Source organism: Limnohabitans sp. (assembly GCF_044361645.1).
Lineage (GTDB): Bacteria > Pseudomonadota > Gammaproteobacteria > Burkholderiales > Burkholderiaceae_C > Limnohabitans_A.
Window position 1 is genome coordinate 1 of the sequence record NZ_JBIKIL010000026.1, and the last position, 25053, is coordinate 25053.

General features: G+C 61.9%; 28 protein-coding genes. 8 read left to right on the forward strand and 20 right to left on the reverse strand.

Annotation, left to right across the window (positions count from 1 at the left end; all coding sequences use genetic code 11):
• Together ACIQ39_RS05915 and ACIQ39_RS05920 are read right to left on the reverse strand one after the other, a co-directional pair.
• On the reverse strand, positions 1–419 hold a 419-nt coding region (locus ACIQ39_RS05915), incomplete at its 3' end, for an aminotransferase class IV (RefSeq protein ID WP_396433684.1).
• A 44-nt stretch (positions 420–463) separates the two neighbouring features.
• Positions 464–865, reverse strand: coding sequence for a glycerate kinase (locus ACIQ39_RS05920; RefSeq protein WP_396433685.1), 402 nt, complete (start codon positions 863–865; stop codon positions 464–466).
• Positions 866–1089: 224 nt separating this feature from the next.
• Here ACIQ39_RS05920 and ACIQ39_RS05925 point away from each other — a divergent pair, with 224 nt between their 5' ends.
• Positions 1090–2046, forward strand: coding sequence for a fasciclin domain-containing protein (locus tag ACIQ39_RS05925; protein WP_396433686.1), 957 nt, complete (start codon positions 1090–1092; stop codon positions 2044–2046).
• 550 nt (positions 2047–2596) lie between these two features.
• On the opposite strand, the gene rsmI is transcribed toward ACIQ39_RS05925, so the two are convergent.
• Entirely contained in the window at positions 2597–3499 is a 903-nt protein-coding gene (gene rsmI, locus ACIQ39_RS05930) for a 16S rRNA (cytidine(1402)-2'-O)-methyltransferase (protein ID WP_396433718.1), read from the reverse strand.
• Positions 3500–3513: 14 nt separating this feature from the next.
• Here rsmI and ACIQ39_RS05935 point away from each other — a divergent pair, with 14 nt between their 5' ends.
• From ACIQ39_RS05935 to ACIQ39_RS05945, 3 genes are all read left to right on the forward strand, one after another.
• Positions 3514–3903: a YraN family protein gene (locus ACIQ39_RS05935; protein ID WP_396433687.1), complete on the forward strand. Its 390-nt coding sequence runs from the start codon at positions 3514–3516 to the stop codon at positions 3901–3903.
• 196 nt (positions 3904–4099) lie between these two features.
• On the forward strand, positions 4100–4684 hold the full coding sequence (locus ACIQ39_RS05940; RefSeq protein WP_396433719.1) for an SIS domain-containing protein: 585 nt from the start codon (positions 4100–4102) through the stop codon (positions 4682–4684).
• Positions 4685–5302, forward strand: a complete 618-nt coding sequence (locus ACIQ39_RS05945; protein ID WP_396433688.1) for a BON domain-containing protein — start codon at positions 4685–4687, stop codon at positions 5300–5302. It abuts the gene before it with no gap.
• A 58-nt stretch (positions 5303–5360) separates the two neighbouring features.
• Here ACIQ39_RS05945 and ACIQ39_RS05950 read toward each other — a convergent pair whose 3' ends face one another.
• Positions 5361–7220 (reverse strand): carboxyl transferase domain-containing protein, encoded by a 1860-nt coding sequence (locus ACIQ39_RS05950; protein WP_396433720.1) that lies wholly within the window; start codon positions 7218–7220, stop codon positions 5361–5363.
• A 108-nt stretch (positions 7221–7328) separates the two neighbouring features.
• On the opposite strand from ACIQ39_RS05950, the gene ACIQ39_RS05955 reads away from it, so the two are divergent.
• On the forward strand, positions 7329–8330 hold the full coding sequence (locus tag ACIQ39_RS05955; protein WP_396433689.1) for an asparaginase: 1002 nt from the start codon (positions 7329–7331) through the stop codon (positions 8328–8330).
• Positions 8331–8478: 148 nt separating this feature from the next.
• On the opposite strand, the gene ACIQ39_RS05960 is transcribed toward ACIQ39_RS05955, so the two are convergent.
• On the reverse strand, positions 8479–9162 hold the full coding sequence (locus tag ACIQ39_RS05960) for a YggS family pyridoxal phosphate-dependent enzyme (RefSeq protein ID WP_396433690.1): 684 nt from the start codon (positions 9160–9162) through the stop codon (positions 8479–8481).
• Between the two features lie 237 nt (positions 9163–9399).
• Between ACIQ39_RS05960 and ACIQ39_RS05965 the strand changes: the two genes are divergently transcribed.
• A complete protein-coding gene (locus ACIQ39_RS05965) occupies positions 9400–10332 on the forward strand; it encodes an NAD(P)-dependent oxidoreductase (RefSeq protein WP_396433691.1) in 933 nt (310 codons plus the stop codon).
• Between the two features lie 14 nt (positions 10333–10346).
• Here ACIQ39_RS05965 and ACIQ39_RS05970 read toward each other — a convergent pair whose 3' ends face one another.
• From ACIQ39_RS05970 to ACIQ39_RS06040, 15 genes are all read right to left on the reverse strand, one after another.
• The gene (locus tag ACIQ39_RS05970; RefSeq protein ID WP_396433692.1) at positions 10347–11255 is read right to left on the reverse strand and encodes a DMT family transporter; all 909 of its coding nucleotides are present in this window, start codon (positions 11253–11255) and stop codon (positions 10347–10349) included.
• Positions 11252–12229, reverse strand: a complete 978-nt coding sequence (locus ACIQ39_RS05975; protein WP_396433693.1) for a 2-dehydropantoate 2-reductase — start codon at positions 12227–12229, stop codon at positions 11252–11254. The genes ACIQ39_RS05970 and ACIQ39_RS05975 overlap by 4 nt, the downstream gene beginning before the upstream one ends.
• Complete coding sequence (locus ACIQ39_RS05980; RefSeq protein ID WP_396433694.1) at positions 12226–13014, reverse strand: class II aldolase/adducin family protein; 789 nt, start codon at positions 13012–13014, stop codon at positions 12226–12228. Before ACIQ39_RS05980 ends, ACIQ39_RS05975 begins: the two co-directional genes overlap by 4 nt.
• 499 nt (positions 13015–13513) lie before the next feature.
• Complete coding sequence (locus ACIQ39_RS05985) at positions 13514–14329, reverse strand: aldolase/citrate lyase family protein (RefSeq protein ID WP_396433695.1); 816 nt, start codon at positions 14327–14329, stop codon at positions 13514–13516.
• A gap of 152 nt (positions 14330–14481) precedes the next feature.
• Positions 14482–15297: a 2-oxo-hept-4-ene-1,7-dioate hydratase gene (hpaH, locus tag ACIQ39_RS05990; protein ID WP_396433696.1), complete on the reverse strand. Its 816-nt coding sequence runs from the start codon at positions 15295–15297 to the stop codon at positions 14482–14484.
• Positions 15298–15390: 93 nt separating this feature from the next.
• Positions 15391–15828 (reverse strand): 5-carboxymethyl-2-hydroxymuconate isomerase, encoded by a 438-nt coding sequence (locus tag ACIQ39_RS05995; RefSeq protein ID WP_396433697.1) that lies wholly within the window; start codon positions 15826–15828, stop codon positions 15391–15393.
• 94 nt (positions 15829–15922) lie between these two features.
• On the reverse strand, positions 15923–16849 hold the full coding sequence (hpaD, locus tag ACIQ39_RS06000) for a 3,4-dihydroxyphenylacetate 2,3-dioxygenase (protein WP_396433698.1): 927 nt from the start codon (positions 16847–16849) through the stop codon (positions 15923–15925).
• A 27-nt stretch (positions 16850–16876) separates the two neighbouring features.
• A complete protein-coding gene (locus tag ACIQ39_RS06005; RefSeq protein ID WP_396433699.1) occupies positions 16877–17272 on the reverse strand; it encodes a type II toxin-antitoxin system VapC family toxin in 396 nt (131 codons plus the stop codon).
• Complete coding sequence (locus ACIQ39_RS06010) at positions 17269–17544, reverse strand: hypothetical protein (protein WP_396433700.1); 276 nt, start codon at positions 17542–17544, stop codon at positions 17269–17271. The genes ACIQ39_RS06005 and ACIQ39_RS06010 overlap by 4 nt, the downstream gene beginning before the upstream one ends.
• Positions 17545–17613: 69 nt before the next feature.
• Positions 17614–19083 (reverse strand): 5-carboxymethyl-2-hydroxymuconate semialdehyde dehydrogenase, encoded by a 1470-nt coding sequence (gene hpaE / locus ACIQ39_RS06015; RefSeq protein WP_396433701.1) that lies wholly within the window; start codon positions 19081–19083, stop codon positions 17614–17616.
• Positions 19084–20239: 1156 nt separating this feature from the next.
• Positions 20240–21004 (reverse strand): fumarylacetoacetate hydrolase family protein, encoded by a 765-nt coding sequence (locus tag ACIQ39_RS06020; protein ID WP_396433702.1) that lies wholly within the window; start codon positions 21002–21004, stop codon positions 20240–20242.
• Positions 21001–21654, reverse strand: a complete 654-nt coding sequence (locus ACIQ39_RS06025) for a fumarylacetoacetate hydrolase family protein (protein WP_396433703.1) — start codon at positions 21652–21654, stop codon at positions 21001–21003. The genes ACIQ39_RS06020 and ACIQ39_RS06025 overlap by 4 nt, the downstream gene beginning before the upstream one ends.
• 3 nt (positions 21655–21657) lie before the next feature.
• On the reverse strand, positions 21658–22137 hold the full coding sequence (gene hpaR, locus ACIQ39_RS06030) for a homoprotocatechuate degradation operon regulator HpaR (protein WP_396433704.1): 480 nt from the start codon (positions 22135–22137) through the stop codon (positions 21658–21660).
• A 169-nt stretch (positions 22138–22306) separates the two neighbouring features.
• Positions 22307–23062 (reverse strand): transmembrane anchor protein, encoded by a 756-nt coding sequence (locus tag ACIQ39_RS06035; RefSeq protein ID WP_396433705.1) that lies wholly within the window; start codon positions 23060–23062, stop codon positions 22307–22309.
• Complete coding sequence (locus ACIQ39_RS06040; RefSeq protein WP_396433706.1) at positions 23059–23736, reverse strand: HupE/UreJ family protein; 678 nt, start codon at positions 23734–23736, stop codon at positions 23059–23061. Before ACIQ39_RS06040 ends, ACIQ39_RS06035 begins: the two co-directional genes overlap by 4 nt.
• Before the next feature lie 493 nt (positions 23737–24229).
• Here ACIQ39_RS06040 and ACIQ39_RS06045 point away from each other — a divergent pair, with 493 nt between their 5' ends.
• On the forward strand, positions 24230–24499 hold the full coding sequence (locus tag ACIQ39_RS06045) for a metal-sensing transcriptional repressor (protein ID WP_396433707.1): 270 nt from the start codon (positions 24230–24232) through the stop codon (positions 24497–24499).
• On the forward strand, positions 24496–24834 hold the full coding sequence (locus tag ACIQ39_RS06050; protein ID WP_396433708.1) for a cation transporter: 339 nt from the start codon (positions 24496–24498) through the stop codon (positions 24832–24834). Before ACIQ39_RS06045 ends, ACIQ39_RS06050 begins: the two co-directional genes overlap by 4 nt.
• Positions 24835–25053 lie beyond the last annotated feature (219 nt).

Consider the following 25053-nt stretch of genomic DNA (forward strand, 5'->3'; position numbering starts at 1 on the left):
CCGTCTTCGCCCAAATAAGCCCCCCAAGTCCAAGCGGCCACCATCAGGTGGATGGTGTTGCCTTTGGGGCTGACGCCCAACTTTTTGTCACCAATCCAGGTCAGCGGGCGGATGTAGCCCGATTCCAAGTTGTTGGCCCGCACCACATCGCGCTGGGCCTCGTTGAGTTGCGCTTGGGTAAAGGGAATGCTCATGCGCAAAATTTTGGCGCTGTTGAACAAGCGCTCGGTGTGGTCTTGCAGCCGGAAGATGGCGGTGCCTTGCTCGGTTTTGTAGGCGCGCACGCCCTCAAAAGCGCCGCAACCGTAATGCAGGGTGTGGCTCAGCACGTGGATCTTGGCATCGCGCCAATCGACCATCTGGCCGTCCATCCAGATTTTGCCGTCACGGTCTGACATGGAGGGAATGACAACGCTCATGAAAGTGTCCTTATGAAGCTGCAATAAAAAAAGCTGGGCCGATTTTACGGCTTTGGCTGTTCGGGCCGCACCAGCGTCCATTCGGTTAATTTTCCGCCCACAAAAGTGCAGGTGACCACCGACTGGCTGTCGTCCGTCCAAGCGTAGACCTCGGGCTGGGTGTCTTTGGCCGTTAGCAACAGGCCCAAAGCGCGAGTCATGGCGATGACGTGCATCAGCGACACCCCCTTTTGCAATCTGGCATGGAGCATGACCGCGCTGGCCACATGGCCGATGGGGCGGTGGGCGGCTTTTTTGAGCACCGCCACCAAACGGGTGAAGTGCAGCAGCACCCACATCACGATGCCGCCAAGGGCCAAGGCCAGACCCGCCCAGCCAAAAGCCAGCCAAGCCCCGAGTGTCAACACGCTCAGGGCTGTCAGGGTGAGGAGGCGGGTGACATTCATGGGGGCAGATTGTGCCTTGTGTTGGCTTGTAAAGAGACGGGCAGGCCCGGGCGCACTGCGTAAAGGTTTTCGAATCAGAAACGCAGCTACTAGAAAATTCCCCAAACAAAACTTAATTGTTGACAAAAAAACCAATTGGTAATAAATTAATACAAGCCGGTAACTTAAACGACCGGTTATTCTGAATTTCAACCATGAACAGCCTAAAGGCGAAGGAGAGCGACATGAAATCGAACATGAAGAGATGGGTGGTCGCGTTGATCACCGCTGGTGCAGCCATGCTGTCGGCTTGCGGCGGCAGCGACCACGAAAACGAGGCCTTAGACATAGTGAGTCTGGCAAAAAGCAACACCAACTTGAGCGTTTTGGGTGAGGCCATTGAGGCCGCTGGCTTGGAGACGACTTTGCGCGGAGCGGGGCCTTTTACTGTATTTGCGCCGACCAACGAGGCTTTTACGGCTTTGCTGTCAGATCTCAATTTGACCAAAGCCCAGTTGCTGGCCGACAAAGCTTTGTTGACCTCGGTGTTGACCTACCACGTGTTGGGCTCCAAAGTGGTGTCCACCGCTGTGCCCTTGGGCCAGCCCATCACCACGCTGCAAAAAGGCATTTTCAAAGCCGAGGCTTCGGGTGGAAGTTTGAAAATCACCGACGGACGCAACCGCGTGAGCAATGTCGTGACAGCCGACGTGGGCGCGCAAAATGGGGTGGTGCACATCATCGACAAAGTCTTGCTGCCCGCGGACAAGAACGTGGTTCAAACCGCCATTGCTTTGAGCACTGCGCCCCAACCCCAATTCACCATTTTGGTCGAGGCCATTGTTGCGGCAGACTTGCAAAACACTTTGAGTGGTGCAGGTCCATTCACTGTTTTTGCCCCGACAGACGCGGCCTTCGCGGCCTTGTTGACAGAACTGAGCATCACCAAAGAAGCTTTGCTGGCAAATAAGACTCTGCTGACCAAAGTGTTGACTTACCACGTGGTGCCCGGTTTGGTGTTGAAGGCGCAGGTGCCTGTGGGCAGCGCCATCACCACGGTGCAGGGGGAGACCTTCACGGTCAACGCCGCATTGGCCATCACCGACCAAAGATCGCGCAGCGCCAACATCATTAGCACCGACGTGCTGACCAGCAACGGCGTGATCCACGTGATCGACAAAGTGATCTTGCCCCAACCGTGATGCCCAGCGTGGGATAAACGAGCCACCAGACCGCCTTTGGGCGGTCTTTTTGATGGGTCTCTTTGTGTTTTTGAGTTCAGGCTGGGGCATTTTTGATGCCTTCGCATTGAAATGTGGTGTGACACGCCTAGCACTGCGGCGGTTGTGTAAAGTAGCCGCCCAAAAGAATGCGCAAGTCTGCAACTGCCCAAACCGGCGCTTGCCCAGCCCGTGTGTCAGGCAAGGGCTGTCAGCTTGAGCAGCTGGCTGCATTCAAGTTGACCCAGCTTGCGCCAGAGGGCCAGGGCGGTTGATGGATTCGACCCGATGCGGGGCACGCATTCACAGGGTGCAAATGCATTGACATCCCAGGCTTGTGCTCGCCATCCCGGGGCATTGGTTGTTGTCTGGGAAAGTTGTTTTTGCCCGGGGTATTTTTTGCTTGCCCGGGCAAAGACCCGGGATCATCTGCGCACGGCCGCCCTTGGCCCGCAGCCCCAGTGCTTTGCAGAGCCTGGCTCAGGGCCGGGACGAGCGTGATGGAGGCCGAAAAAACCAGCTCGGCCGGCGATCAGCTTGGCTTTTTCATGGCCAGCGCCTGTTCGTACAAGGCGTTTTTAGGCTCGCCCGAAATCTCTGCCGCCAGTCGGACCGCGGTTTTGAGCGGCAACTCAGGCAGCAGCAGCTGCAGCACACGCAGGCCCTCGTCAGCGCTGGCGGGGACTGGCGCCGTGTGCAGCACCAGCACAAACTCACCCCGCAAACGTTCGGGTTTGCCAGCCAGCCAAGCGCTCAATTCTTGTGCTGGCAGGGTTTCAATCTGTTCGAATTGCTTGGTCAGCTCACGCCCCAGCGTGACGCGGCGCGGGCCCAGCACAGCCAAGGCCTGGGCCAAAGCTTCAATCCGGTGGGGGGCTTCGAGCAGCACCACGGCGCGGCATTCTTGCGCCAAGGATTGCACGGCCTGTTGCCGCTCGCTGGATTTGGTGGGCAAAAAACCGGCAAACACAAAGCCGCTGTCGCCAGTCATGCCCGAAGCGCTCAAAGCCGTGGTCACGCTGCTGGCCCCGGGCAAGGGCATGACGCGAAACCCGGCCTGTCGCACAGCGTCAACCAAGCGCGCCCCAGGGTCGCTGATGGCGGGGGTGCCCGCATCGCTCACGTAGGCCACGCGCAAACCTTGCCCCAAATGCCCCAGCACGCTGAGGGCCGCTTGGGCTTCGTTGTGCTGGTGCACCGCCAGCAGTTGGTGACCGGGCCGCTCCAGTCCATAGGCCCGCAGCAGTTGCTGGGTGTGGCGGGTGTCCTCGCAAGCGACCACGTCGACCCGGGCCAAAATATGCAAGGCGCGCAAACTGATGTCGGCGAGGTTGCCAATCGGGGTGGCCACCACATACAGTGTGCTGGCCGGGTGGTTTTGCGCGGCTGTGGCTTCATGCGCTGCAGCAAGGGCCTGGGCATACGGGGCAGACAAGGGAGACGGCGTCAATGCAATTCCTCAAAAAAGACAGGGTGGGCCAAACCACCACCAAAGCCCGAGGTGATGCGGGCGAAGACGAGGCCATGGCCTTTTTGCAAGCGCAGGGCTTGCGGCTGTTGCAACGCAATTATCGGACCCCCGGTCGTGGCGGCGGTGAAATTGACCTGATCATGCAATGTCAAGACGGCACGGTGGTGTTTGTGGAGGTGCGAAAGCGCAGCCGAGCTGACTTTGGCGGCGCAGCCGCCACCGTGGGCATGCACAAGCAGCGGCGCATCGTGTACGCGGCCCGTCATTTTTTGCTCACTTGGCGACATTTGCCTCCTGCCCGTTTTGATGTGGTGTCGCTGGAGGGCCGTGAGCCGCAGTGGTTGCAAGCGGCATTTGATGCCAGCTGAACTCTGAGCCGGCCACTTGGTCGAGGCGGGGGCACCAACCAAGCGGGTAAAAAAGGGTCACCGCGTGCCCAAGCGGGCCCTGTTGGCTTGTCAGCCGGCCCTGTTGGCTTGTCAGCCTGGCCATAAGCCGGGCCAAAGCGGGCGATGGTGAGCTACAAGGGTGGCGCGCCAGCCCGGCGGGGTTATCATGCGGCCCATGTTAGACCTGCGCATTCAACAGCATTTCATTGACAGTGCCGACCTGCATTACAAGTTGGCTGAGAGCTTGGCCAAACCGGTCGAAGCCGCGGTTCAGGCGGTCTTGGCTTGCGTCACCGGGGGCGGCAAAGTGCTCACCGCAGGCCAAGGCGCATCGGCGGGCTTGGCGCAATACCTGGCTGTGTTGTTGTTGGCTGGCTTTGAGCGCGACCGACCGGGCCTGTCGGCGCTGGCCTTGTCGGGGGATGCACAAATGGCCAGCCTGTGGCCCGATGAACAGGCTTTAGCCAGCCAAGTGCGTGCCTTGGGCCACACCGGGGATGTGCTTTTTCTCATCAGCGCACAAGGGGCTGAGCAGGCCTTGGTGCTGGCTGTGCAGGCGGCGCACGAGCGTGAGATGAGTGTGGTGGCGCTGACCGGTCACCCCGGCGGGGCATTGGCCCGACAGCTGCGTGAGACCGATGTGCATGTTGGCGTGCCGCATGAGCGTGTGGCCCGAATTCGCGAGGTGCAGCACTTGGTGCTGCACTGTTTGTGTGATGGTATTGACACCCAGTTGTTGGGTGAACAGGAGTCTTTTTAAATGAAACCTCAATTTCAACGCGCGGTTTACGGTGCGCTTTTGCTGGCGAGTTTGGCCAGTCTGAGTGCTTGTGCGCCGCTGATCGTGGGCGGAGCGGTCATGACCGGCGTGGTGGCCACCGACCGCCGCACCACGGGCACCCAGCTGGAAGACCAGACCATTGAGGTCAAAGTGGCCAGCGCTGTGCGCAAAGAAATGGGTGACCGCATCCATTTGAATGTGCTGAGTTTCAACCGCCAAGTCTTGCTCAGCGGCGAGGTGGGCTCGGCAGCCGACAAAGCTCGGGCAGAGGTGTTGGCCGCAAGCCAAGAAAATGTGCTGGCTGTGGTGAATGATTTGGCCGTGATGCCCATCAGCACATTGACCCAGCGCTCCAAAGACTCGGTCATAACAGGCAGGGTCAAAGCTGCATTTGTGGACGCCAAAGATTTGCAAGTCAACGCCATCAAGGTGATGACCGAGCGCGGCACCGTCTATTTGATGGGCCGTGTGACCCCTCGCGAAGCCAAGCGCGCCACCGACATCGCCCGCAGCATGGGTGGTGTGACCAAAGTGGTGCAGGTGTTTGAAGAAATCTCAGAAGAAGAACTGCAGCGTCTGAGCCGCCCGACCCGCTGAGCGTTTTTCAGCGCACCGCCGCGCCAGCACCTTGGCTTTGTCAAAGCGGCCGTCTGCATCACCAAGTGTCGATGGCCAAGCGGCCATCGGCGGGCCGCACCTGCCCCGCATGCAGCCCCGCCACCAGCCACGCGCGTGTTTCGGCCGGGTCGATCACCGCATCGATCTCCAGCGTGGCGGCCATGTGGACGGCGCTGCCGTTGTCGTATTGCTGCGCCAGCAACTGCTCAAACAAAGCTTCGCGCTCGGGGCCTTCGGGCAGGGCTTCGAGTTCTTTGCGGTAACCCAGGCGCACCGCACCCTCCAGCCCCATGCCGCCAAACTCGCCGGTGGGCCAGGCCACGGTGCTCAGGGTTTCGTGAAAGCCCCCGCCGGTCATGGCCATCGCGCCCAGGCCATAGCCCTTGCGCAGCACCACACTGAGCAGCGGCACCCGCAGGTGCGCGGCCGCCACAAACAGGCGCGAGACGTGCCGCACCTGCGCCGTGGCCTCGGTGTCTGGCCCGACCATGAAGCCGGGCGTGTCCACCAAACTGATGATGGGCAGACCATGCGCGTTGCACAACTGCATGAAGCGGGCGGCTTTGTCGGCGGCATCGGCGTCGATGGCACCACCCAAGTGCAGCGGGTTGTTGGCCATGAGGCCCACCGGCCGCCCTGCGATGCGCGCCAGCGCGGTGTGGATGCCCACGCCAAAGCCGGTGCGCAAAGGCAGCAGACTGCCCTCATCGGCAATGCCTTGCATGGCGGCGCGGGTGTCGTACACGCGCAGCCGGTTTTCAGGCACCACATGGCGCAGCGCTTGGGCGGGGGGCGCTTGCCATGTGGTTTGCGCGCCCTGAAAACACGACAGGTAATGCCGCGCCGCTGACACCGCCTGCGCTTCGTTGTCGACCAAGATGTCGATCACGCCGTTGTTGTGCTGCACCTCGCTCGGGCCAATTTGCTCGGGCTTGAACACGCCCAAGCCCCCGCCTTCGACCATGGCCGGGCCGCCCATGCCGATGTTGCTGCCACGGCTTGCGATGATCACGTCGCAGCAGCCCAGCAAAGCCGCGTTGCCCGCAAAGCAGCGCCCCGCCACCACGCCCACCACTGGCACATGGCCATTCAGGCGCGCAAAAGAAGCAAAGGTGGTCAGGTTCAAACCCGCCAAGATGGCGACATCGACATCACCCGGTCGGCCCCCACCGCCTTCGGCGAACAGCAGCACGGGCAATTTGTGCTGCAGGGCGATGCCCAACATGCGGTCGGTTTTTTGGTGGTTGCGCATGCCCTGCGTGCCCGCCAACACGGTGAAGTCGTAAGCCATGACCACCACGCGCTGGCCGTGGATGCAGCCGATGCCGGTGACCATGCCGTCGGCGGGCGTGTTGCGCATGAGGTCGTCGGCACTGCGGCGGCGGCTTTGCGCGGCCACGGCCAGTGCGCCGTATTCCACGAAGGAGTCCGGGTCGCACAGATCGGCGATGTTTTCGCGTGCCGTGCGCAGCCCCAAAGCGTGGCGCTTGGCCACCGCCTCGGGGCGTGCAGCGTCGAGCGTGAAAGCCAGGCGCTCTTGCAGTTTTTGCAGGTCTGCGCGCGGGCTGTTCTGGGCTGCGGCGCTGGTTGCGCAATGAGGCAAGGCCTGAGGTGTGACGGCCAAAGCCGACGGCACCCCTGAGGAGGCGGGTGTTTGGGCTACGGCGACGCTTTGCACGGGCGCTGCGTCCAGCCGCCCCCAGCTGGCCAAGGCATCCCCCTCATTCACCGTCTCGCCCGCCCGAAAGAACAGCGCGTCCAAGCGCCCGGCATGGGGGGCGCGGACTTCGTGCTCCATCTTCATGGCTTCCAGAACCACCAGCACATCGCCTGCGGCCACAGCTTCACCGGGGGCCACCAGCCACTGCACGACTTGGGCCTGAAGAGGGGAAAAGATGTTTTGCATCTGGCCATTGTGCGGCGCTGCGACGGGGACGGCGGGTCAAGTTCGGGACAAGTTCGGGACAATTTAAACTGGGTTTTTTTCAAACACAAAGACCTGTTCATGAACTTTGAACCCCTGATCGAGCTGACCCGCAACGGCGTACAGGAGTGCCTGCACATGGGCGCACTGGCTGTGACCGACACCGAGGGCCGTGTGCTGGCGCAAGTGGGCAACCCGCACTGGCTGTGCTTCACCCGATCCACCCTCAAGGCCATGCAGGCGCTGCCGCTGGTGCAATCGGGCGGCGTCGCGCATTTCGGCTTCACCCCGACAGAGCTGGCCCTGATGTGCGCCAGCCACAACGGCGAAGACATGCACGTCGAGCAGGTGTCGTCTATCTTGCGCAAAAGCGGCAGCAGCACGCGCCAGATGCGCTGCGGCTGCCATGTGCCTTACCGCTTCACGTTTTTGGACCGCCCCATGCCCGAAGGCTTTGCCTACGACGAGCGGCACCACAACTGCAGCGGCAAACACAGCGGGTTTTTGGCGTATTGCGTGCAGCACGGCTTGCCCACCGACAGCTACACCGAAGTGGACCACCCGCTGCAACAAAAAATTCGCCAGGCCGTGGCGCATCTGGCCGGTCTGGACGAAGAAGCGCTGGCGCTGGGCATAGACGGCTGCTCGGCCCCCAACTACGCCATGCCCTTGTCGCGCTTGGCGCGCAGCTATGCCCGGCTGGCGCAACCCGAATCAGATGCCTTGTATGGCGAGAGCTTGGCGCAGCTGGGCCAGGCCATGCGCACGCACCCCGAGCTGGTCTCGGGCAGCGGGCGCAACGACGCCGACTTCATGCGCGCCGGTCGGGGCGACTGGGTCAGCAAAGTCGGGGCCGACGGCGTGCAGGTGGTGGGCAGCCGTTCGCGGGGCCAAGCCTTGGCCATCAAAATCATGGACGGCAACAAGGCGGCGCTGTTTGCCGCCACTGTTGAAGCGCTGGACCAACTGGGCTGGCTGGACGATGCCCAGCGCCAAGCGCTGGCGCCTTGGCGCGCCCAGGTGTTGCTGAATGTGGCGGGGACGCCGGTGGGGGAGCGGCGCAGCGTGTTCAAGCTGCGGTAGTCCTATTGAATCGGTACGCTGAAATATTGAACAACATCCAAGGGCTGGCTTTTTTGTAGGAGCCCACCCCTGTGGGCGATGGGCGTGGAACACGCCCTGCAAACCCTCAGGCGCTGGGTGGTGGTCTGCGATGGATCGTCAGTCTTTGTCAGCGCTGGCCAAAAATCGCCGTGCCCACCCGCACCAAGGTGCTGCCTTCGGCGATGGCAGCGGCCATGTCGACGCTCATGCCCATCGACAAGGTGTCCAGCGGCAGACCTTGCGCGCGCAATTGCTCAAACAAGTCTTTGGCCTGGCGGTGCACGGCGCGCATCTGCGCCTCGGTTTCGGCAGGTTCGGGGATGGTCATCAGGCCGCGCAATTGCATGCGCGGCAAAGCCGCCACGGTTTGGGCCAGGGCTGACAAGTCTGACGGCGACACGCCCGACTTGGTCTGGCCCCCGTCCACATTGACCTGGATGCACACCTGCAAGGGCGGCAGGTGCTCGGGGCGCTGCTCGGACAGGCGCTGGGCAATTTTCAGGCGGTCGATGCTGTGCACCCAGTCAAAGTGTTCGGCCACCAAACGGCTTTTGTTGCTTTGGATCGGGCCGATGCAGTGCCACACCAGCGGCAGGTCTTGCAAGGCGGCGATCTTGTCCACCGCCTCTTGGATGTAGTTTTCACCAAAGGCCGTCTGGCCTGCGGCATGGGCGGCGCGCACGGCCTGCGGCCCCCAGGTTTTGGACACCGCCAGCAAAGTCACGCTGCCCGCTGGGCGTCCTGCGGCCAAACAGGCCGCGGCCATCTGGGCATGGACACGTGTGAGGTTTTCGGCAATGGCAAAGTTCATGGCGTGAGCGTACCAAAACCCCCAAACACACCCCGAACACGGCTTTCTCAGACCCCCTGCGATCTGTCAACCCAGCCCCACCAAGCGCCCCAAGCACCGGCCTCAAGCGCCGCCAGGTTTTCAGTGATGGCCGCGTCAAGCTGTCGCCAACCCGGCAGAAAAATCCACCCAGACCCAAGCCCTGCGCCGCCGGGCTGCTAAATTAGGCTTTTTCCACGACCACCACAGAGACCTTCCATGAGCCCCATTGCTGCCAAAACCTACGAAGCCACCCCCACACGCCAAGTCGCCTTTTTGGGCTTGGGCGTGATGGGCTACCCCATGGCGGGCCATTTGGCCCGTGCTGGCCACCACGTCACCGTGTACAACCGCAGCGCCGCCAAAGCCGCCGCCTGGGCCGCCGAGTGCCCGGGTAACGCCACAGCGCCCACCCCGCGCGAAGCCGCAGCCGGTGCCGACATCGTGTTCGCCTGCGTGGGCAACGACGCCGATCTGCGCAGCGTGGTGCTGGGCAAGGATTTGGGCGCAGGCCAAAGGGCCGCCGACGGCGCGTTTGCCGGCATGAAGCCCGGCGCGATTTTTGTCGACCACACCACGGCGTCTGCCGAAGTGGCCCGCGAGTTGTATGCCGCAGCCCAAAAGCTGGGTTTGCATTTTGTTGATGCACCGGTCTCGGGTGGTCAGGCGGGCGCGCAAAACGGCTTGCTCACCGTGATGTGCGGCGGCGATGCTGGGGCGTTTGACCAGGTCAAGCCTGCGGCCATGGCGTTTTCGCGGGCGTTTACCTTGCTCGGCGCATCGGGCGCGGGCCAGTTGGCCAAGATGGTCAACCAAATTTGCATCGCCGGACTGGTGCAAGGCTTGTCCGAGGCGATTGCCTTCGGCCAACAAGCGGGTCTGGACATGCACCAGGTGCTGGAGGTGATTGGCAAGGGTGCCGCGCAAAGCTGGCAACTCGACAACCGCGGCAAGACCATGGCCGATGACAAGTTTGAGTTTGGCTTTGCGGTGGACTGGATGCGCAAAGACCTGGGCCTGGTGCTGGACGAAGCCAAACGCAACGGTGCCCGCTTGCCCGTCACCGCGCTGGTCGACCAGTTCTATGCCGACGTGCAAAAAATGGGCGGCGGCCGCTGGGACACCTCCAGCCTGATCCGCCGTTTGCGCTGAATTCGCGCTGAAGTTCAGGGCTTGCGCAAGCCCAGCCACATGACCGTGGTCACCACCACGGCTGCCCCGAGCAACTGAAGGGGGGCAATGGCTTGGCTCAGCAGCGCCCAGGCCAGCACCAGCGCGAACACGGGCTCCACGTTCATGATGGCCGAATTGCCCACCACCCCCAATTTGGGCAACACCGTGAACATGATGGTGAAGGCCGTGCCGTACAACATGGTCAGCAGCGCCAAACCCCACCAACCGGGCTGCGCCTGCGGCCATTGAAACCCGCCTTGGGTCAAAGCCACGGCAGCGGCCAGCACGCCAACTGTGGCCATGGTGATGAAGGTGCGCAGCCGTCCATCCACGCCCACGGTTTCGTGTTGGGTGAGCACCAAGGCCAGGCCAAAGGTGGTGGAGGCAGCCAAGGCAAAACCCACCCCCGCGCCGATTTGCCCCCAATGCTGTGCAGCGCCCAAGCCCGAGGCCGCCCCCAGCACATCCAGTGCCAAAGCCAGTCCGGCCATCAGCACGGGCATGGCCCACAGCACAGCCCTTTCGGGTTGGTGCCCGTACAAAATTCGGGCCCACAGGGCTGTGGTCAAGGGGTAGGTGTTGAAGGCCAGCAAGGCCAGTGCCACCGGCAAACGTGCCACGGCTGAGTACAGGCACACGCTTTGCACCGTGATCAGCAGGCCCACCAGGCCCAGGTATTTGCGCTGCGCGGGCAAAACCCGAAAGGCCACCTTTTGCTGCCACAAAATCAGCGCCACCACGCTGGCGGTGATGAGGCTGCGCACCGTCACCGCCGTGACCACATCCAAGCCATGGTTGAAAGCCGTGCGGGCGGCCACATGGTTGGCACCCATCATGAAGGCGATCAGCAGCAAGCTGCTAAAAGCCGCATTGCTCAAGCCGGGTTTGGCGGTGGCGTTCATGGGTACAGGCCCAGGCCTCGCGCATGCAGGCGTGCAAGGCCCAGCAAAGCGTCGGTGAAAGGGGTCGGCACGCCCGACAGTTGACCCAATTCCCGCACCGAGGCCACCAGGGCATCGAGCTCGACCGGCTTGCCAGCATCCACGTCTTGCAGCATGGAGGTGCGAAAAGCGCCGAGCTTGCGCGTGACCGCATGGCGGTCCTCGGGTGTTTGCGCCATCGGGATGCCGATGTGCTCACCAATGGTTTTGGCTTCCAGCATGATGCGCGAGACCAAGTCGCGCACCAGCGGGTCGTCCAAGATCAGGTCAGTCGTGGCCCCGGTGAAGGCGCTGATGGGGTTGATGGTCATGTTGCCCCACAGCTTGTACCAAACGTCTTTTTGGATTTGCGGCGAGACAGTGGCGTTGAAACCCGCGCGCGACAGCAAAGCCACCAGCGCTTGCACACGGGCTGTGTCGGCACCACTGGGCTCGCCCAAAATCAAACCCTTGCCAAAGTGATGCCTGATCACACCCGGCATGTCGACAGAGCAACTGGCGTGCACCACGCCGCCCACCACTTGCGGGGCCGGGATGTGCTGCGCGATCACCCCGCCCGGGTCAACCGAATTCAAGTGGGTGCCCGACAAAGCGCCCCCAAAGCCCTGCAAAAACCACCATGGCACGCCGTTCATGGCCGTTAAAACAAGGGTGTTGGGCCCCAGCAGCGGTCCGATGCGCCGGGCCACGTCGGCCATGGCGGGGGCTTTCACAGCCACAATCACCAGGTCTTGCACGCCCAAATCGGCGGGGTTCTCGCGCGCCACCAAAGAAGTGCGAATCTCTTGCTCACCTTGCAGCAACACCAGGCCGTTTTGTTGCAGGGCTTCAAGCGTGGCCCCTCGCGCTACCGCGCTCAAGCTGCAGCCTTGTTGCGCCAAGTGCGCGCCGATCCAGCCACCAATGGCACCTGCGCCGTAGATACAGACGTTCATGCGCGCCACCCCTTGTCTTGCCGGTCGACTTGGCGCACCAGCGATTGAAAAACGTCTTCGCCCGCGCCGTGGTTCGGGTTGAACTGCAGGGCATCCCGGGTGCACTTGTCAGCGATGGCCTCGGGCACTGTGATGGGCTGGCCCATGCTGAACGTGGCCAGCTGGATTTCGCAGGCGCGCTGCAAAGTCCAGAGCACCGCAAAGGTTTGGGGCAAGGTGTGCCCCCAAGCCAGCAGGCCATGGTTGCGCAAGATGACGGCTTGTTTGTTGCCGATGCTGCGCAGCAGGCGCGGCGCTTCCTCGGCATGGATGGTGATGCCCTCGAAGTCGTGGTAGGCCACCATGTTGTGCAGCTGGGCGCTGTAAAAATTGGTCTGCTGCAAACCGCCTTGCACACAGGCCACGGCCACGCCCGCCGTGGTGTGGGTGTGCATCACGCAATGCGCGCCGGCCAGGCCCTCGTGCACGGCGGCATGCACCGTGAAGCCAGCCGGATTGACGGGGTAAGGCGAGCCACCCTGCACCCGGCCTTGCACGTCGATCTTGACCAGGTTGCTGGCTGTGACCTCGCTGTAGTGCAGGCCAAAGGGGTTGATCAAAAAGTGCTTCTCGCCCCCCGTGACGCTGTCCGGCAGGCGCAGTGTGATGTGGTTGTAAATCATCTCGGTCCAGCCCAGCAGGGCAAAGACACGGTAACAAGCCGCCAGCTGCAAACGCGCTTGCCATTCGTCAGAGTGCACCCGCGCTTGCAGCGAAGGCACCACCGGTTGGGGCGATGGGAACATGTGAGGTCTCCTTTTGATTTTGAGTGTCATCTATTGAATTGGGGTCATGAATTGTTGAATTGGTGAATTGGGGTCAGACCCCATTTGTTATCTGAAGACTGCCGCGTCGCTGCGCGCCTCGCAGTGACGGAGGTGCGGCCGTCATCGCAAGGCACGAAGCGATTTGAAGACTGCCGCGTCGCTGCGCGCCTCGCAGTGACGGGGGTTCGGCCGTCATCGCGCGGCACGAAGCGATCTGAAGACTGCCGCGTCGCTGCGCGCCTCGCAGTGCCGGAGGTGCGGCCGTCATCGCAAGGCACGAAGCGATCTGAAGACTGCCGCGTCGCTGGGTTCCTCGCAGTGACGGGGGTGCGGCCGTCATCGCAAGGCACGAAGCGATCTGAAGACTGCCGCGTCGCTGCGCGCCTCGCAGTGACGGAGATGCGGCCGTCATCGCGAGGCACGAAGCGATCCATGCTTGAGCAGCCGACTGGGGGCATGTCCTGCTTGGCCATGAACATCAGTAAGTGGCACCACGTTGTGGTGTCAGCGACGTTGTCGAAGATTTGAAATGTGCTGCCAGCTCGGTGGTGTGGCGCATCAACAGTTGCGTGTCCAAGCCCACGGCCACAAACAGCGCACCCAGCTTCAGGTAATGCTCGGCCAGTGGGCGCTCGGGCGTGAGGATGCCGGGGGCTTTGCCGGCCTTCAGGATGCGGGCGATGCCGTTTTCAATGGCGGCCTGCACTTCGGGGTGCGCAGCGTTGCCCACATGGCCCATGCTGGCCGACAAATCGGCCGGGCCGATGAAGACACCGTCCACGCCAGGCGTGGCCGCAATCGCGTCGAGGTGGTTCAGGGCTTCGCGTGTTTCGACTTGCACTAACAAGCAGACTTCTTCATTGGCGCGCTTGGCGTAGTCGGCGTAATGCCCCCAACGCGAGGCCCGCGCCCCGGCCATGCCGCGCACACCGCCCAAGCCATCATCTTGCGGGTAGCGCATGGCCTGCACCAATTGCGCGGCTTGCTCGGCTGTGTCGACCATGGGCACCAGGATGTTTTGCGCCCCGAGGTCGAGGTATTGCTTGATGAGCGCTGTCTCGCCCACAGGCACGCGACACACCGGGTGGCTGGCCGGGTAGGCGGCCACGGTTTGCAGTTGGGCCTGGATGCTGTGCAGGTCGTTGGGGGCGTGTTCGCCGTCGATCACCAGCCAGTCAAACCCGGCCAAGGCGCAGATTTCGGCGGTGTAAGCGCTGGCCAGGCCCATCCACAGGCCGATTTGAGGCTGTTGGTTTTGCAGGGCTTGTTTGAAAAGGTTTGTGGGAGTGTTCATGGGACGTTTTCTCGTTTTAAAGGGAAGAAGGCTTGCAGCTTGTTGGGGGCGGGGTGGCGGCTCGGGCGATGTGGCAAAGCGAAGCGCCTCTGAGCCCGGGCTGCCACCCCGTCCCCAACAACCCACCACCGGCGTTGAACGAAGCCATGTGTTCAAACAAACCGGAACTCCAGCTTGCCCAGTGGTCCATAGTCTGCCTCAAACACGTCGCCCAGCTTGGCAGGCGTGGGCTTGGTGAACGAACCGGCCAATACGATTTCACCGGCTTGCAGGTGCTCGCCCCAGGGTGCGAGTTTGTTGGCCAACCAGGCGATGCCCACAGCAGGGTGACCTTGCACGCCCGCCGCCAGGCCGGTTTCTTCGACCACGCCGTTTTGCCGCAGCACCGCGCCGCACCAGGGCAGGTCGGTGGTGAGCGGATCAACCCGCTTGGCCCCCAGCACAATGCCCGCATTGGCCGCGTTGTCGCTGATGGTGTCGTAGACCTTGCGCATCACCTGGGTGTGGCGGTCAAACTGCTCGATGCGCGAATCGATGATCTCAATCGCGGGCGTGACGTAGTCGGTGGCCTCCAAGACTTGCTGCACCGTCACCTTGGGGCCGCGCAATTCTTTTTTGAGGATGAAGGCCAACTCCACCTCGACACGCGGGGCGATGAAATCGGTGAAGGGAATGTCCAGCACCTGCCCGGGCGTGCAGGTGTAGAGCATGTCATCCAGCAGCGTGCCGTAGTCAGGCTCGTCGATCTGGCTGGAGACCTGCATGGCGCGGCTGGTCAGGCCAATTTTGTGCCCGATCATGCTGCGCCCTTGGGCGAACTTGAGCTGCATCCAGGCGCGGTTGATGCGGTAGCCGTCATCGATGCTCATGCCGGGAAAGCGCTTGGAAAAGTGCTCGATCTGCACGCGGGTTTTTTCGGACCGGTTGAGCTCGTGCGCAAGCTGCTGGATCAGTGTGTCGTCAAACATGGTGTGCCTCCGTAGGAGCGGTCTCTGACCGCGATGTGCTTTTTTGAAAGCTTGATCGCGGTCGGAGACCGCTCCTACACAAAGTGCGCACCTTCATGGTTGGGCTTTCTGAAACAGCGGATGCAGGTTGCTGAGCTTCGCGTCAAACACCTCGGGGCCGACGTCGATTTGCAGCGTGATGCCGATGTGGCGCTGGGCCATGACGGGGGCAAAAAAGGCCTTGGCCACTTCGAGCAGCGTTTGCCCAATGCGTTGCTGCGTGGCCTCGCTGCGGCCACGGCCCATGCGCAGGTTCAGGTACACAAAAGCGCAGTCACCCGTGCCACCCGCTTCGCGCCCTGCCGCGCCGCCATCGGCCACCGCGTAATGCGGTGCAGGGTAGGCCAGTACACGCGTGCCGCCGGTGGGAAAGACCTGTTTAGCTTCCTCGTCCTGGACGGTGAGCATGGCGTCGGCCAGCTGGCGGCACAGCGCGCTCATGCTGACCTCGTGCTCGAGTTGGCCGGTGTAGAGGATGACGAGATGGGGCATGGCTAGGTCTTTGCAGGTCGGACCTTCAGGTCCGACATTCTTGGGTTGGTCAAGGTCCATGTCGGGGCTGAAGCCGCCGACCTGCGGGGAAAGTTCATAGCCGGGTGCTCACAGCCGTGTAAGCCGCCGCGCTGCTGGCTTGCGCTGCCGGAATGTGCTGACCGGTTTGCGGCGTCACTTCAAAAATGGCGTTGAGCTGGCCTGTGCCACTGGCACCGAAATACGGCGTCACCATGTCCACCGCACCGTCATAACCCGTCCAGCCCAGAGCGCCCAGCAGCATGGCGGTGTCGTGCATGAAGCCTTCGCCGTGGCCTTTGCTGGCGTACTCGGGCAGCATCTCGCAAAAGGCTTGCCACTCGCGCTGGTCCCACATCTGCAGCACCTGCTTGTCGAGCTGCTCCAGAAACGGACTCCAGATCTTGTGGGCAAACTCGGGGGCCAAACCGTTTTGCGCAAAGCGGTGGCTCAAGCTGCCACTGGCCAAAAAAGCCACTTTGCCGTCGTAATGCTTTTCCACCGCCTCGCGCATGGCCCAACCCAGGCGGGCGCTGTCGGCCAAATAGTGCGAGGTGCACAGGGCCGAGACCGAGACCACCTTGAAGTGCTGGTCTTGGTTCATGTAACGCAGTGGCACCAGGGTGCCGTATTCGGGCTGCAAGGTGGTGGCGTCGTGGGCCAAAGTTTCCACACCAAAGTCGTTGGCCACTTGCGCCAGCAAGTGCCCCAGCGCTGGGTTGCCCGGCGACTCAAAGGCCATGTTGCTGATGAAGTGTGGCAACTCGTTGCTGGTGTACACGCCCTTGAAATGCGGTCCGCAGTTGATGTGGTACGCGGCGTTGACCAGCCAATGCGTGTCAAACACCACCAAGGTGTCCACGCCAAGGTCGCGGCAGCGGCGGCTGATTTCCTTGTGGCCGTCAATGGCGCTTTGGCGTGTGCCTAAGCGCGGCCCGGGGATCTCACTCAGGTACATGCTGGGCACGTGGGTGATTTTGGCGGCGAGTGCGAGTTGGCCCATGGGGTGTCCTGTGGATGCGGTGGGTGATCAGGGGCAAATCAGCTTGATCTTCGGAAAGTACGTTTTGTAGCGCCCCGCATCGCGGGTCAGCAACTGATAACCCTCGGCTTGGGCGTGCGCCCCGATGAAAAAGTCGGGCAATACGCCGGTTTTGGTGCCGCCGCGTTGTCGGTATTGCCGAAAGGCCAAGCCCGCCAAGCGGGCGGCGGGGCGTGACAGGTCCAACATCTGCACGGCCAACGCGTCCAGAAACTGGTCCAAGTGCGCTGGCTCGGCAGGGTGCCCTGCCAACTCGGCATACACCACCATGTTGGTGGCCAGTTCTCCGGCTTTGGCGCTGCGCAGTTGTTGCAAAGACCAAGGCATCCAGATCGGATCGGCCTTGTAAATGTCCAGCAGCACGTTGGTGTCCACCAAGATCATGGTTTGTTCCAATCTTCGCCGCGTGTGATGGCCATCCACTCGTCGGTGCTGGGCCCCTCTTTGATGATGCCAATGAACTGACGGATTGGATCGTCCGGGGCCAGAAAAGACAGGTCAGGCTCGGGCGCTGCGCTTTGGCTGGGGGCCGTTTTGGCCGCCACCAAATACTCGGCCAGGGCTTCTTGCACAACATGCGATTTGCTCAGTTTGCGTGCGGCGCAATACTGGGTCAATTCGCGTTCAACGGTTTCAGGCAGGCGGACAGACAGCATGGCTCACTCCTTGTCATACACATTCAAAATGGATGTATGACATCAAGTATGACAGATGACGGCGATTTGTCATACACCCCAATGCGGAATGTGGTGACCGCCCAGCGAGACCGCCACGTTTTTGGGCTCACAAAACACTTCGTAGCTCCAAGTGCCGCCTTCGCGGCCGGTGCCGCTGGCCTTGGTGCCGCCAAAGGGCTGGCGCAGGTCGCGCACGTTCTGGCTGTTGACAAAGCACATGCCGGCCTCGACGGCGGCGGCCACGCGGTGCGCCTTGCCGATGTTCTCGGTCCAGACGTAGCTGCTCAAACCGTAGTCGATGTCATTGGCCTTTTCAATCGCGTCGGCTTCGTCCTTGAAGGGAATCAGGCAGGCCACCGGGCCGAAGATTTCTTCTTGTGCGATGCGCATGCGGTTGTCCACGTCGGCAAACACGGTGGGCCAAACGAAGTTGCCGTTTTTGACGTGCGCGGGCAGATCGGCCGCGTAGCCCGGCTGGCCCAAGCCGCCGCACAGCATCGTCGCGCCCTCTTGGGGGCCGAGTTCGATGTAGCCGCACACCTTGGCCAGGTGGGCTTTGGAGATCATCGGGCCGACGATGGTTGCCTCGTTCAGCGGGTCGCCCACGGTGATGCGCTTGGCGCGCTCGGCAAACTTGGCACAGAAGTCGGCGTAGATGCTTTGCTGCACCAAAATGCGGCTGCCCGCAGTGCAGCGCTCGCCGTTGTTGCTGAAGATCATGAAGAGGGCGGCGTCCAGGGCACGGTCCAAATCGGCGTCTTCAAAAATCACAAACGGGCTCTTGCCGCCCAGTTCCATGCTGAACTTCTTGAGGCCCGCGCTTTGCACGATGCGGTTGCCCGTGACGGTAGAACCGGTGAACGAGATGGCGCGCACATCGCGGTGCGACACCAGGGGCTCGCCCACTTCTTTGCCATAACCGTGCACCAGGTTGAGCACGCCCGCAGGCACACCGGCCTCCAGCGCCAGCTCGCCCAAGCGGGAGGCGCTCAGGGGCGAGAGTTCGCTCATTTTCAGCACCGCGGTGTTGCCAAAGGCCAGGCAGGGCGCGACCTTCCAGGTGGCGGTCATGAAAGGCACGTTCCAGGGGCTGATCAGCGCGCACACGCCCACCGGGTGAAACAGCGTGTAGTTCAGGTGCGTGGGCGTGGGGTAGGTGTGGCCGTCCACGCGGGTGCACATTTCGGCAAAGTAATGGAAGTTGTCGGCCGCGCGCGGCACGAGTTGCTTGCCGGTTTGGCTGATGGTTTGGCCGCAATCGCAGGTCTCAGTCTCTGCAATTTCAGGCACGTGTTTCGTGATCAGGTCGCCCAGCTTGCGCATGATTTTGGCGCGCTCGGTGGCGGGGGTCGCGGCCCACTTGGGAAAGGCGGCTTTGGCGGCGGCGACAGCGGCATTCACCTCTGCTTCGCCGCCCGAGGCCACTTCGGCCAGCACTTCTTGGGTAGCGGGGTTGACGGTTTCAAAGTAGACACGGCCTGCGACTTTTTGGCCATTGATGAGGTGGTCGATTTTCATGGGGTGTTTTCGGAATAAGCTGATGTCACGGTGAGCCAAGCGCGGCAATCCATGGACTGCCACGTCGCTGTCGCTGCTCGAAGTGACGCAGTGGCTTGATGCTCATGCTTTGACGCAGTGGGTTGGTGTTCAGAGTTGATGTCATTGCGAGCGAAGCGCGGCAATCCATGGACTGCCACGTCGCTGCCGCTCCTCGCAGTGACGAAGTGGGTTGATGCTCCTCGCGGTTACGAAGTGGGTTGATGCTCATTCTTTGGCGCGGTGGGTTGGTGTTCAGAGTTGGTGTCATTGCGAGCGAAGCGCGGCAAACCATGGACTGCCACGTCGCTGTCGCTCCTCGCAGTGACGAAGTGGACTGCCGCGTCGCTGTCGCTCCTCGCAGTGACGAAGTGGCTTGATGCTCATGCTTTGGCGCGGTGGGTTGGTGTTCAGAGTTGGTGTCATTGCGAGCGTAGCGTGGCAATCCATGGACTGCCGCGTCGCTGCCGCTCCTCGCAGTGACGAAGTGGGTTGATGCTCCTCGCAGTGACGCAGTGGACTGCCACGTCGCTGCCGCTCCTCGCAGTGACGCAGTGGACTGCCGCGTCGCTGCCGCTCCTCGCAGTGACGAAGTGGACTGCCACGTCGCTGTCGCTCCTCGCAGTGACGAAGTGGACTGCCGTGTCGCTGCCGCTCCTCGCAGTGACGCAGTGGGTTGATGCTCATGCTTTGACGCAGTGGGTTGTTGTTCAGAGTTGGTGTCATTGCGAGCGAAGCGCGGCAATCCATGGACTGCCACGTCGCTGTCGCTCCTCGCAGTGACGCAGTGGACTGCCACGTCGCTGTCGCTCCTCGCAGTGACGAAGTGGACTGCCACGTCGCTGTCGCTCCTCGCAGTGACGCAGTGGACGGCCGCGCCGCTGTCGCTCCTCGCAGTGACGAAGTGGCTTGATGCACATGCTTTGACGCAGTGGGTTGGTGTTCAGAGCTGATGTCATTGCGAGCAAAGCGCGGCAATCCATGGACTGCCGCGTCGCTGTCGCTCCTCGCAGTGACGAAGTGGGTTGATGCTCCTTGCTGTGCCGCAGTGGACTGCCACGTCGCTGTCGCTCCTCGCAGTGACGAAGTGGACTGCCACGTCGCTGTCGCTCCTCGCGGTGACGCAGTGGCTTGGTGTTCATGCTGTGACGAGGGTGTTGGTCAGCGCGCCAATGCCCTCGATCTCGGTCACCACCACATCGCCCGGGTTCACGTTCACGATGCCGTCGGGCGTGCCGGTCAAGATCAGGTCGCCGGGGCTGAGCGTCATGAAGCTGCTGAAGTATTCAATCAGCGTGGGCACGTCAAAAATCATGTCGGCGGTGCTGCCGCTTTGTGTGATTTGGCCGTTCACGGTGGTCTGCAATTGGAGCGCCATCGGGTTGGGGATGTCCGCCGCATCCACCAGCCAAGGGCCAATCGGCGTGCAGGTGTCGCGGTTTTTCACGCGCAAGTTGGGGCGGTACCAGTTTTCCAGGTAGTCGCGGATGGCGTAGTCGTTGGCCACGGTGTAGCCGGCCACAAAGTCATAGGCGTCGGCTTTCTTCACACGGCGTGCGGTGCGGCCGATCACCACGGCTAACTCGCATTCGCAGTGCATGTACTTCACGTCGGCAGGTCGATGGGTCAGCGCCTTGTGCCCGATCAAAGAGGCCTCACCCTTCATGAAAGCCAACGGCTCTTCGGGCGCTTTGAAGGCGAGTTCTTTGGCATGGTCGGCGTAGTTCAGGCCCAGCGCGATCACCGTGCGCGCCTTTGGCACGGGGGCCAGTGGCGGCAACCAGACCACGTCGTCAAAACCCACGCGGTGGCCTTGGTGAGGACCTTTGGTGATGCGCAATTGGCCGTCTTCTTCAACCGCTTGCTGAATCGCGCCCGACCAGGCGATGCGGGCGCGCTTCATGCGGCAGCTCCGACTTGCACAGACACTGAAGAAAAGCCGGGCGCGGAAATCTCCACCCGGTCCCCGGCTTTGGCGCGTGGACGTGTGCCATCGGCCAGGCCATCGGTGCCCACCATCAACACATCGCCAGCTTGCAGCGTCATGAATTCACCCACATCGGTCAACAGCGTGGGCAGGTCGCGCATCAGCGCACGCAAATCCACGGTTTGTACCCGCTCGCCATTGCGGCTCACCGCAATTTGCAGCGCGGCCCAATCTGACACTTGGCCTTGGGTGACCTGCTGCGGTAAAGCCAGAAAGCCGTCGCGGCAGCGGAACTTGACCGGTGGGCGGTAATAGCTCGCGTGCGGCACGGACCAGTCGCACAGCAGCACGGCGCCGGTCACCTGAGCCTCCACGCCGACCACCAAGCCCAGCGTGGCGCCGATGTCGACTTCGCTCACGCCGTCCTGCAGCTGCAGCGCTTGCCCGGCAGGGCTGAAAGTGTTGGCGCTTTTCACATAAAGAATGGGCGCTTGGGGTGCAGCTTTGTGCGGGTCCTGCGTCATGCGCGGGGCCCACAGGTCCCACTCGCGGCGAAAGTTGAGCAAGGTGCCGTACACCGTGCCTTGGGGCTGCCAGGGTGAATTCGATGTGGGGATCGACGCCATGGCTTATTCCTCGGTGTGCTCTTGGGCAAGGGCATGGCTCACTTCCAATGCAATCACCTTGTCCAGCAAGTCATACAAGGCCATCAAGCGCGCCTGGCCGAGCTGCTGCGCCATCCACGTGTAATGCGCTTCGATGGTCTGCGACAAGGCCTGCACCTTGTCCAGCCCCGCTGCTGTGGCGCGCACCACCGTGCGGCGGGCGTCTTGCGGGCAACGATGGCGCTCGATCAGGCCGTCTCGCTCCATGCGGGTCAACACACCGGAGAGGCTGGGGCCCAGCAAATAGGCCTCATGCGCCACACGACCCGTTTCGATGCCACCGGGCTCGTCCGCATGCTCCCCCAACACACGCAAAACGCGCCACTGTTGGTCCGACAAGCCATGCTCGCGCAGGCTGGGGCGGGTGTGGAGCATCACCGCCTCGCGGGCTTGCAGCAAAAGCCGGGGCAGATTGCGGTGAACAAAAGAGCTTCGGTTGACCATTTATTTAACATATTAAATGAATGACAGCCAACTGCTATGCGGGTTTTTACTGAAACCATCGGTCTCTTGACTGCTCGATGCGTCAGTCTGCCGTGGTGTGCGCTGAGGCTGTTGATCGATTGACGCGGGCGACAGTGGGATGCCTTACCTGAAGGCATCCCGCCAGTCATTACTTCAACCGCTTTATGTCGCTGTAATCTCCGCCGGTTTTGAGGACCACCGTCACATCGGCTTGGCCCCGGTTACGCCAGAACCAACCATGGTGACCGCTGAAGGCCGCCACCAACTCGCCTTGGTCGGAGGCGAAGGATCGACCCTTTTCATAGCTGATAGACCGACCGAGAGCATCCCCGTGTGTGTCGAAGTTCACAAGCCCACCTTCGACGATCCAGGAGAACAGCGCTTTCTCGCCCTCCTTCATCTTGAGTTTGATCTCGGTGCCTTGCCCTGGCGCGAGCTTGAATGTCATTTCGTCGCGCCACCGATGGCTGCTCTCAGGGGCCGGGCGCGCTTGGGGGCGTTGTGCCTCGGCAGGCGGTGCTGGGGCCGCAGCCGCAGCCGCAGCCGCAGCCGCAGCCGCAGCCGCAGCCGCAGCCGCAGCCGCAGCCGCAGCCGCAGCCGCCCCAGCACCCGCTGTCTGGACAGCCAAGTCCTGGGGCTGTGACAGCGATGCCTTCGTGGCCAAGGCATCCTCGGCGGCCTCCTTGGCAAGCCGGGTCTTGATCTCTCCCATTTCGGTCAGACCGAGCATCTTGCCAATGCCTGTGGGGTCCAAGCCGTACTCGGAGGGCAGGACCACGGTGTAGAGCAGGACCACCGCAGAAACCGCTGCGATGATGGTGGAGCGAATGAGCTGCCGAGTCGAGGGCAACTCAGCGCGGGAGGGAATGTCACTGTTGTACATGGTTTTCAAACGCGAGTTCATGGAGAGACGAGGTAACCGGTCAACTGCATGCCCACCAGCACGAATCCGGCGGACATCATGACCACGTTGGCGCTGTAGGCGTAGCGTACAAAACCGGCTGTGCGACGCCAGAAGTTGATGCCGATCAGGATCACCGACAAGGCGAGTAACTGACCGATTTCCACGCCGACGTTAAAAGCCAGCAGGTTTGCTACCAAACCGTCGCGGGAGATCTCGTACTCCTGGATCTTGGTGGCCAGACCAAAGCCATGGATCAGGCCAAAGATCAGGGTTGCCAGCTTGGTGTTGGGCTGAACCCCAAACCAGCGTTGAAACGCCCCCAAATTGTCCAGCGCCTTGTAGACCACGGAGAAGCCAATCACCGCGTCGATCAGGTAGCTGTTGATGCCGATGTTGTAGTAGACCCCCAGCACCATGGTGGCCGAGTGCCCGATGGCAAACAGGCTGACGTAGACCGCGATGTCCTTGAGTTTGTAAAGGAAAAAGATCACCCCGAAAAGGAACAGGATGTGGTCGTAGCCAGTGGCCATGTGCTTTGCGCCTAAATAGCCAAAAGGCACAAGGTGCACCCCGGAGATCTCCTGGATGTACCCCTTGTCACCTTGGGTCACCGCATGGGCGAAGGCATCGGTGGATGCAAACAAAAGAAGTGCCAGCAGCAGCAATGCAGCCATGGCAAGGCCCGGTCGCACCCAAAGCGCGGACCTTGGTTGCTGTGAAAAAAGTCTGAGCATGAAAACGCCATTTCATGTGAAAGTAAAAGCGATGCACAGCGCAGTGATCGCCGCTCGAATCGGCAGCAACCGGACGGGCTCAGCTGCGCGGGGGCCGCCCAATGCCAGCGAATGATGGCCAGAGTCCAGCGTGCGGGGCCTTGGTGGCACAAGCCTTATCCTTGTGCCAGTGCCGATCGCGCAAATGAGCATAGGCGCTGCAGTTGCAAGCCGTCACAGCGGCCAAGTCATGTGACTTTGCAAGCCCCCCTGCGGCACTCAAGGCACCGAGCAAAAGCACCCATGCGGTCACACCAACCAAGAGGCGAATAAGCCTTGAGCTGGCACGCATCTGATAACGCGGACTGAGAAAAAATACATGCGCTTGCATCAGACATTGGTATTTATTGTAACCTGAGGGGGGGGATATCCCTTTGAGAACAGGTCATTCCATATGCACACGCACGAAACCCATCCAGCCGTGATCAAGCGGCTGCGCCGCGCGGGCGGCCACTTGAGCAGCGTTATCAAGATGCTCGAAGAGGGAAAGCCTTGCTTGGAGGTGGTGCAGCAGTTGCACGCCGTCGAAAAAGCCATCACACAGGCCAAGAAGACCTTGATTCAGGATCACCTTGACCACTGCCTTGAGCACATGGTCGATGCAAAGGGGCGCACGCAAGCAGATTCACTGGACGGGTTCCGCAAGATCACCAAGTACCTGTGAACACCCGGACACATCCCTGGCAACACGAGCACGACTTTCACCTGCACCATGAATCCGCAGAGCGCGGCACCCGCGCGCTAATCTGGATCGCGCTGGCAGCAATGGCGCTCAAAATCACGGCTGGCGGGTGGCTGGACTCCATGGCTTTGCTGGCCGATGGCTGGCGCAGGTGTTCCCTCGCCATCGCCATTGGCCTGAGCCTCTTGGCCTGCGCGGCATCACACCGACTGAAGGGTGATCCGCGTTTTGCATTCGGAACATGGAAGATCAAGCTGCTTGGCGTATGTGCACCTTTGAGCAGACGCACTGACAGACGCACTGACGTCGCGGTGTAGGCCAGTCTGGCCATTGTGGTCATTGTGGCCTGGGGTGGCGGCTGGATTTTGGCCTGGGCTGGCGGCTGGATTTGGGGCTGGGTGTGGCTCGACCCGGTGATGGGCTTGGTCGGCGCTGTGCTTGTCGCCCTGTGCGCTCAGTCCAGAAGGCAATGCGACTGGGCCGTTCACGCTCAGCAGACAGGTTTTCCCCTAAGATGCGCCCAGCCTGGAGACGCC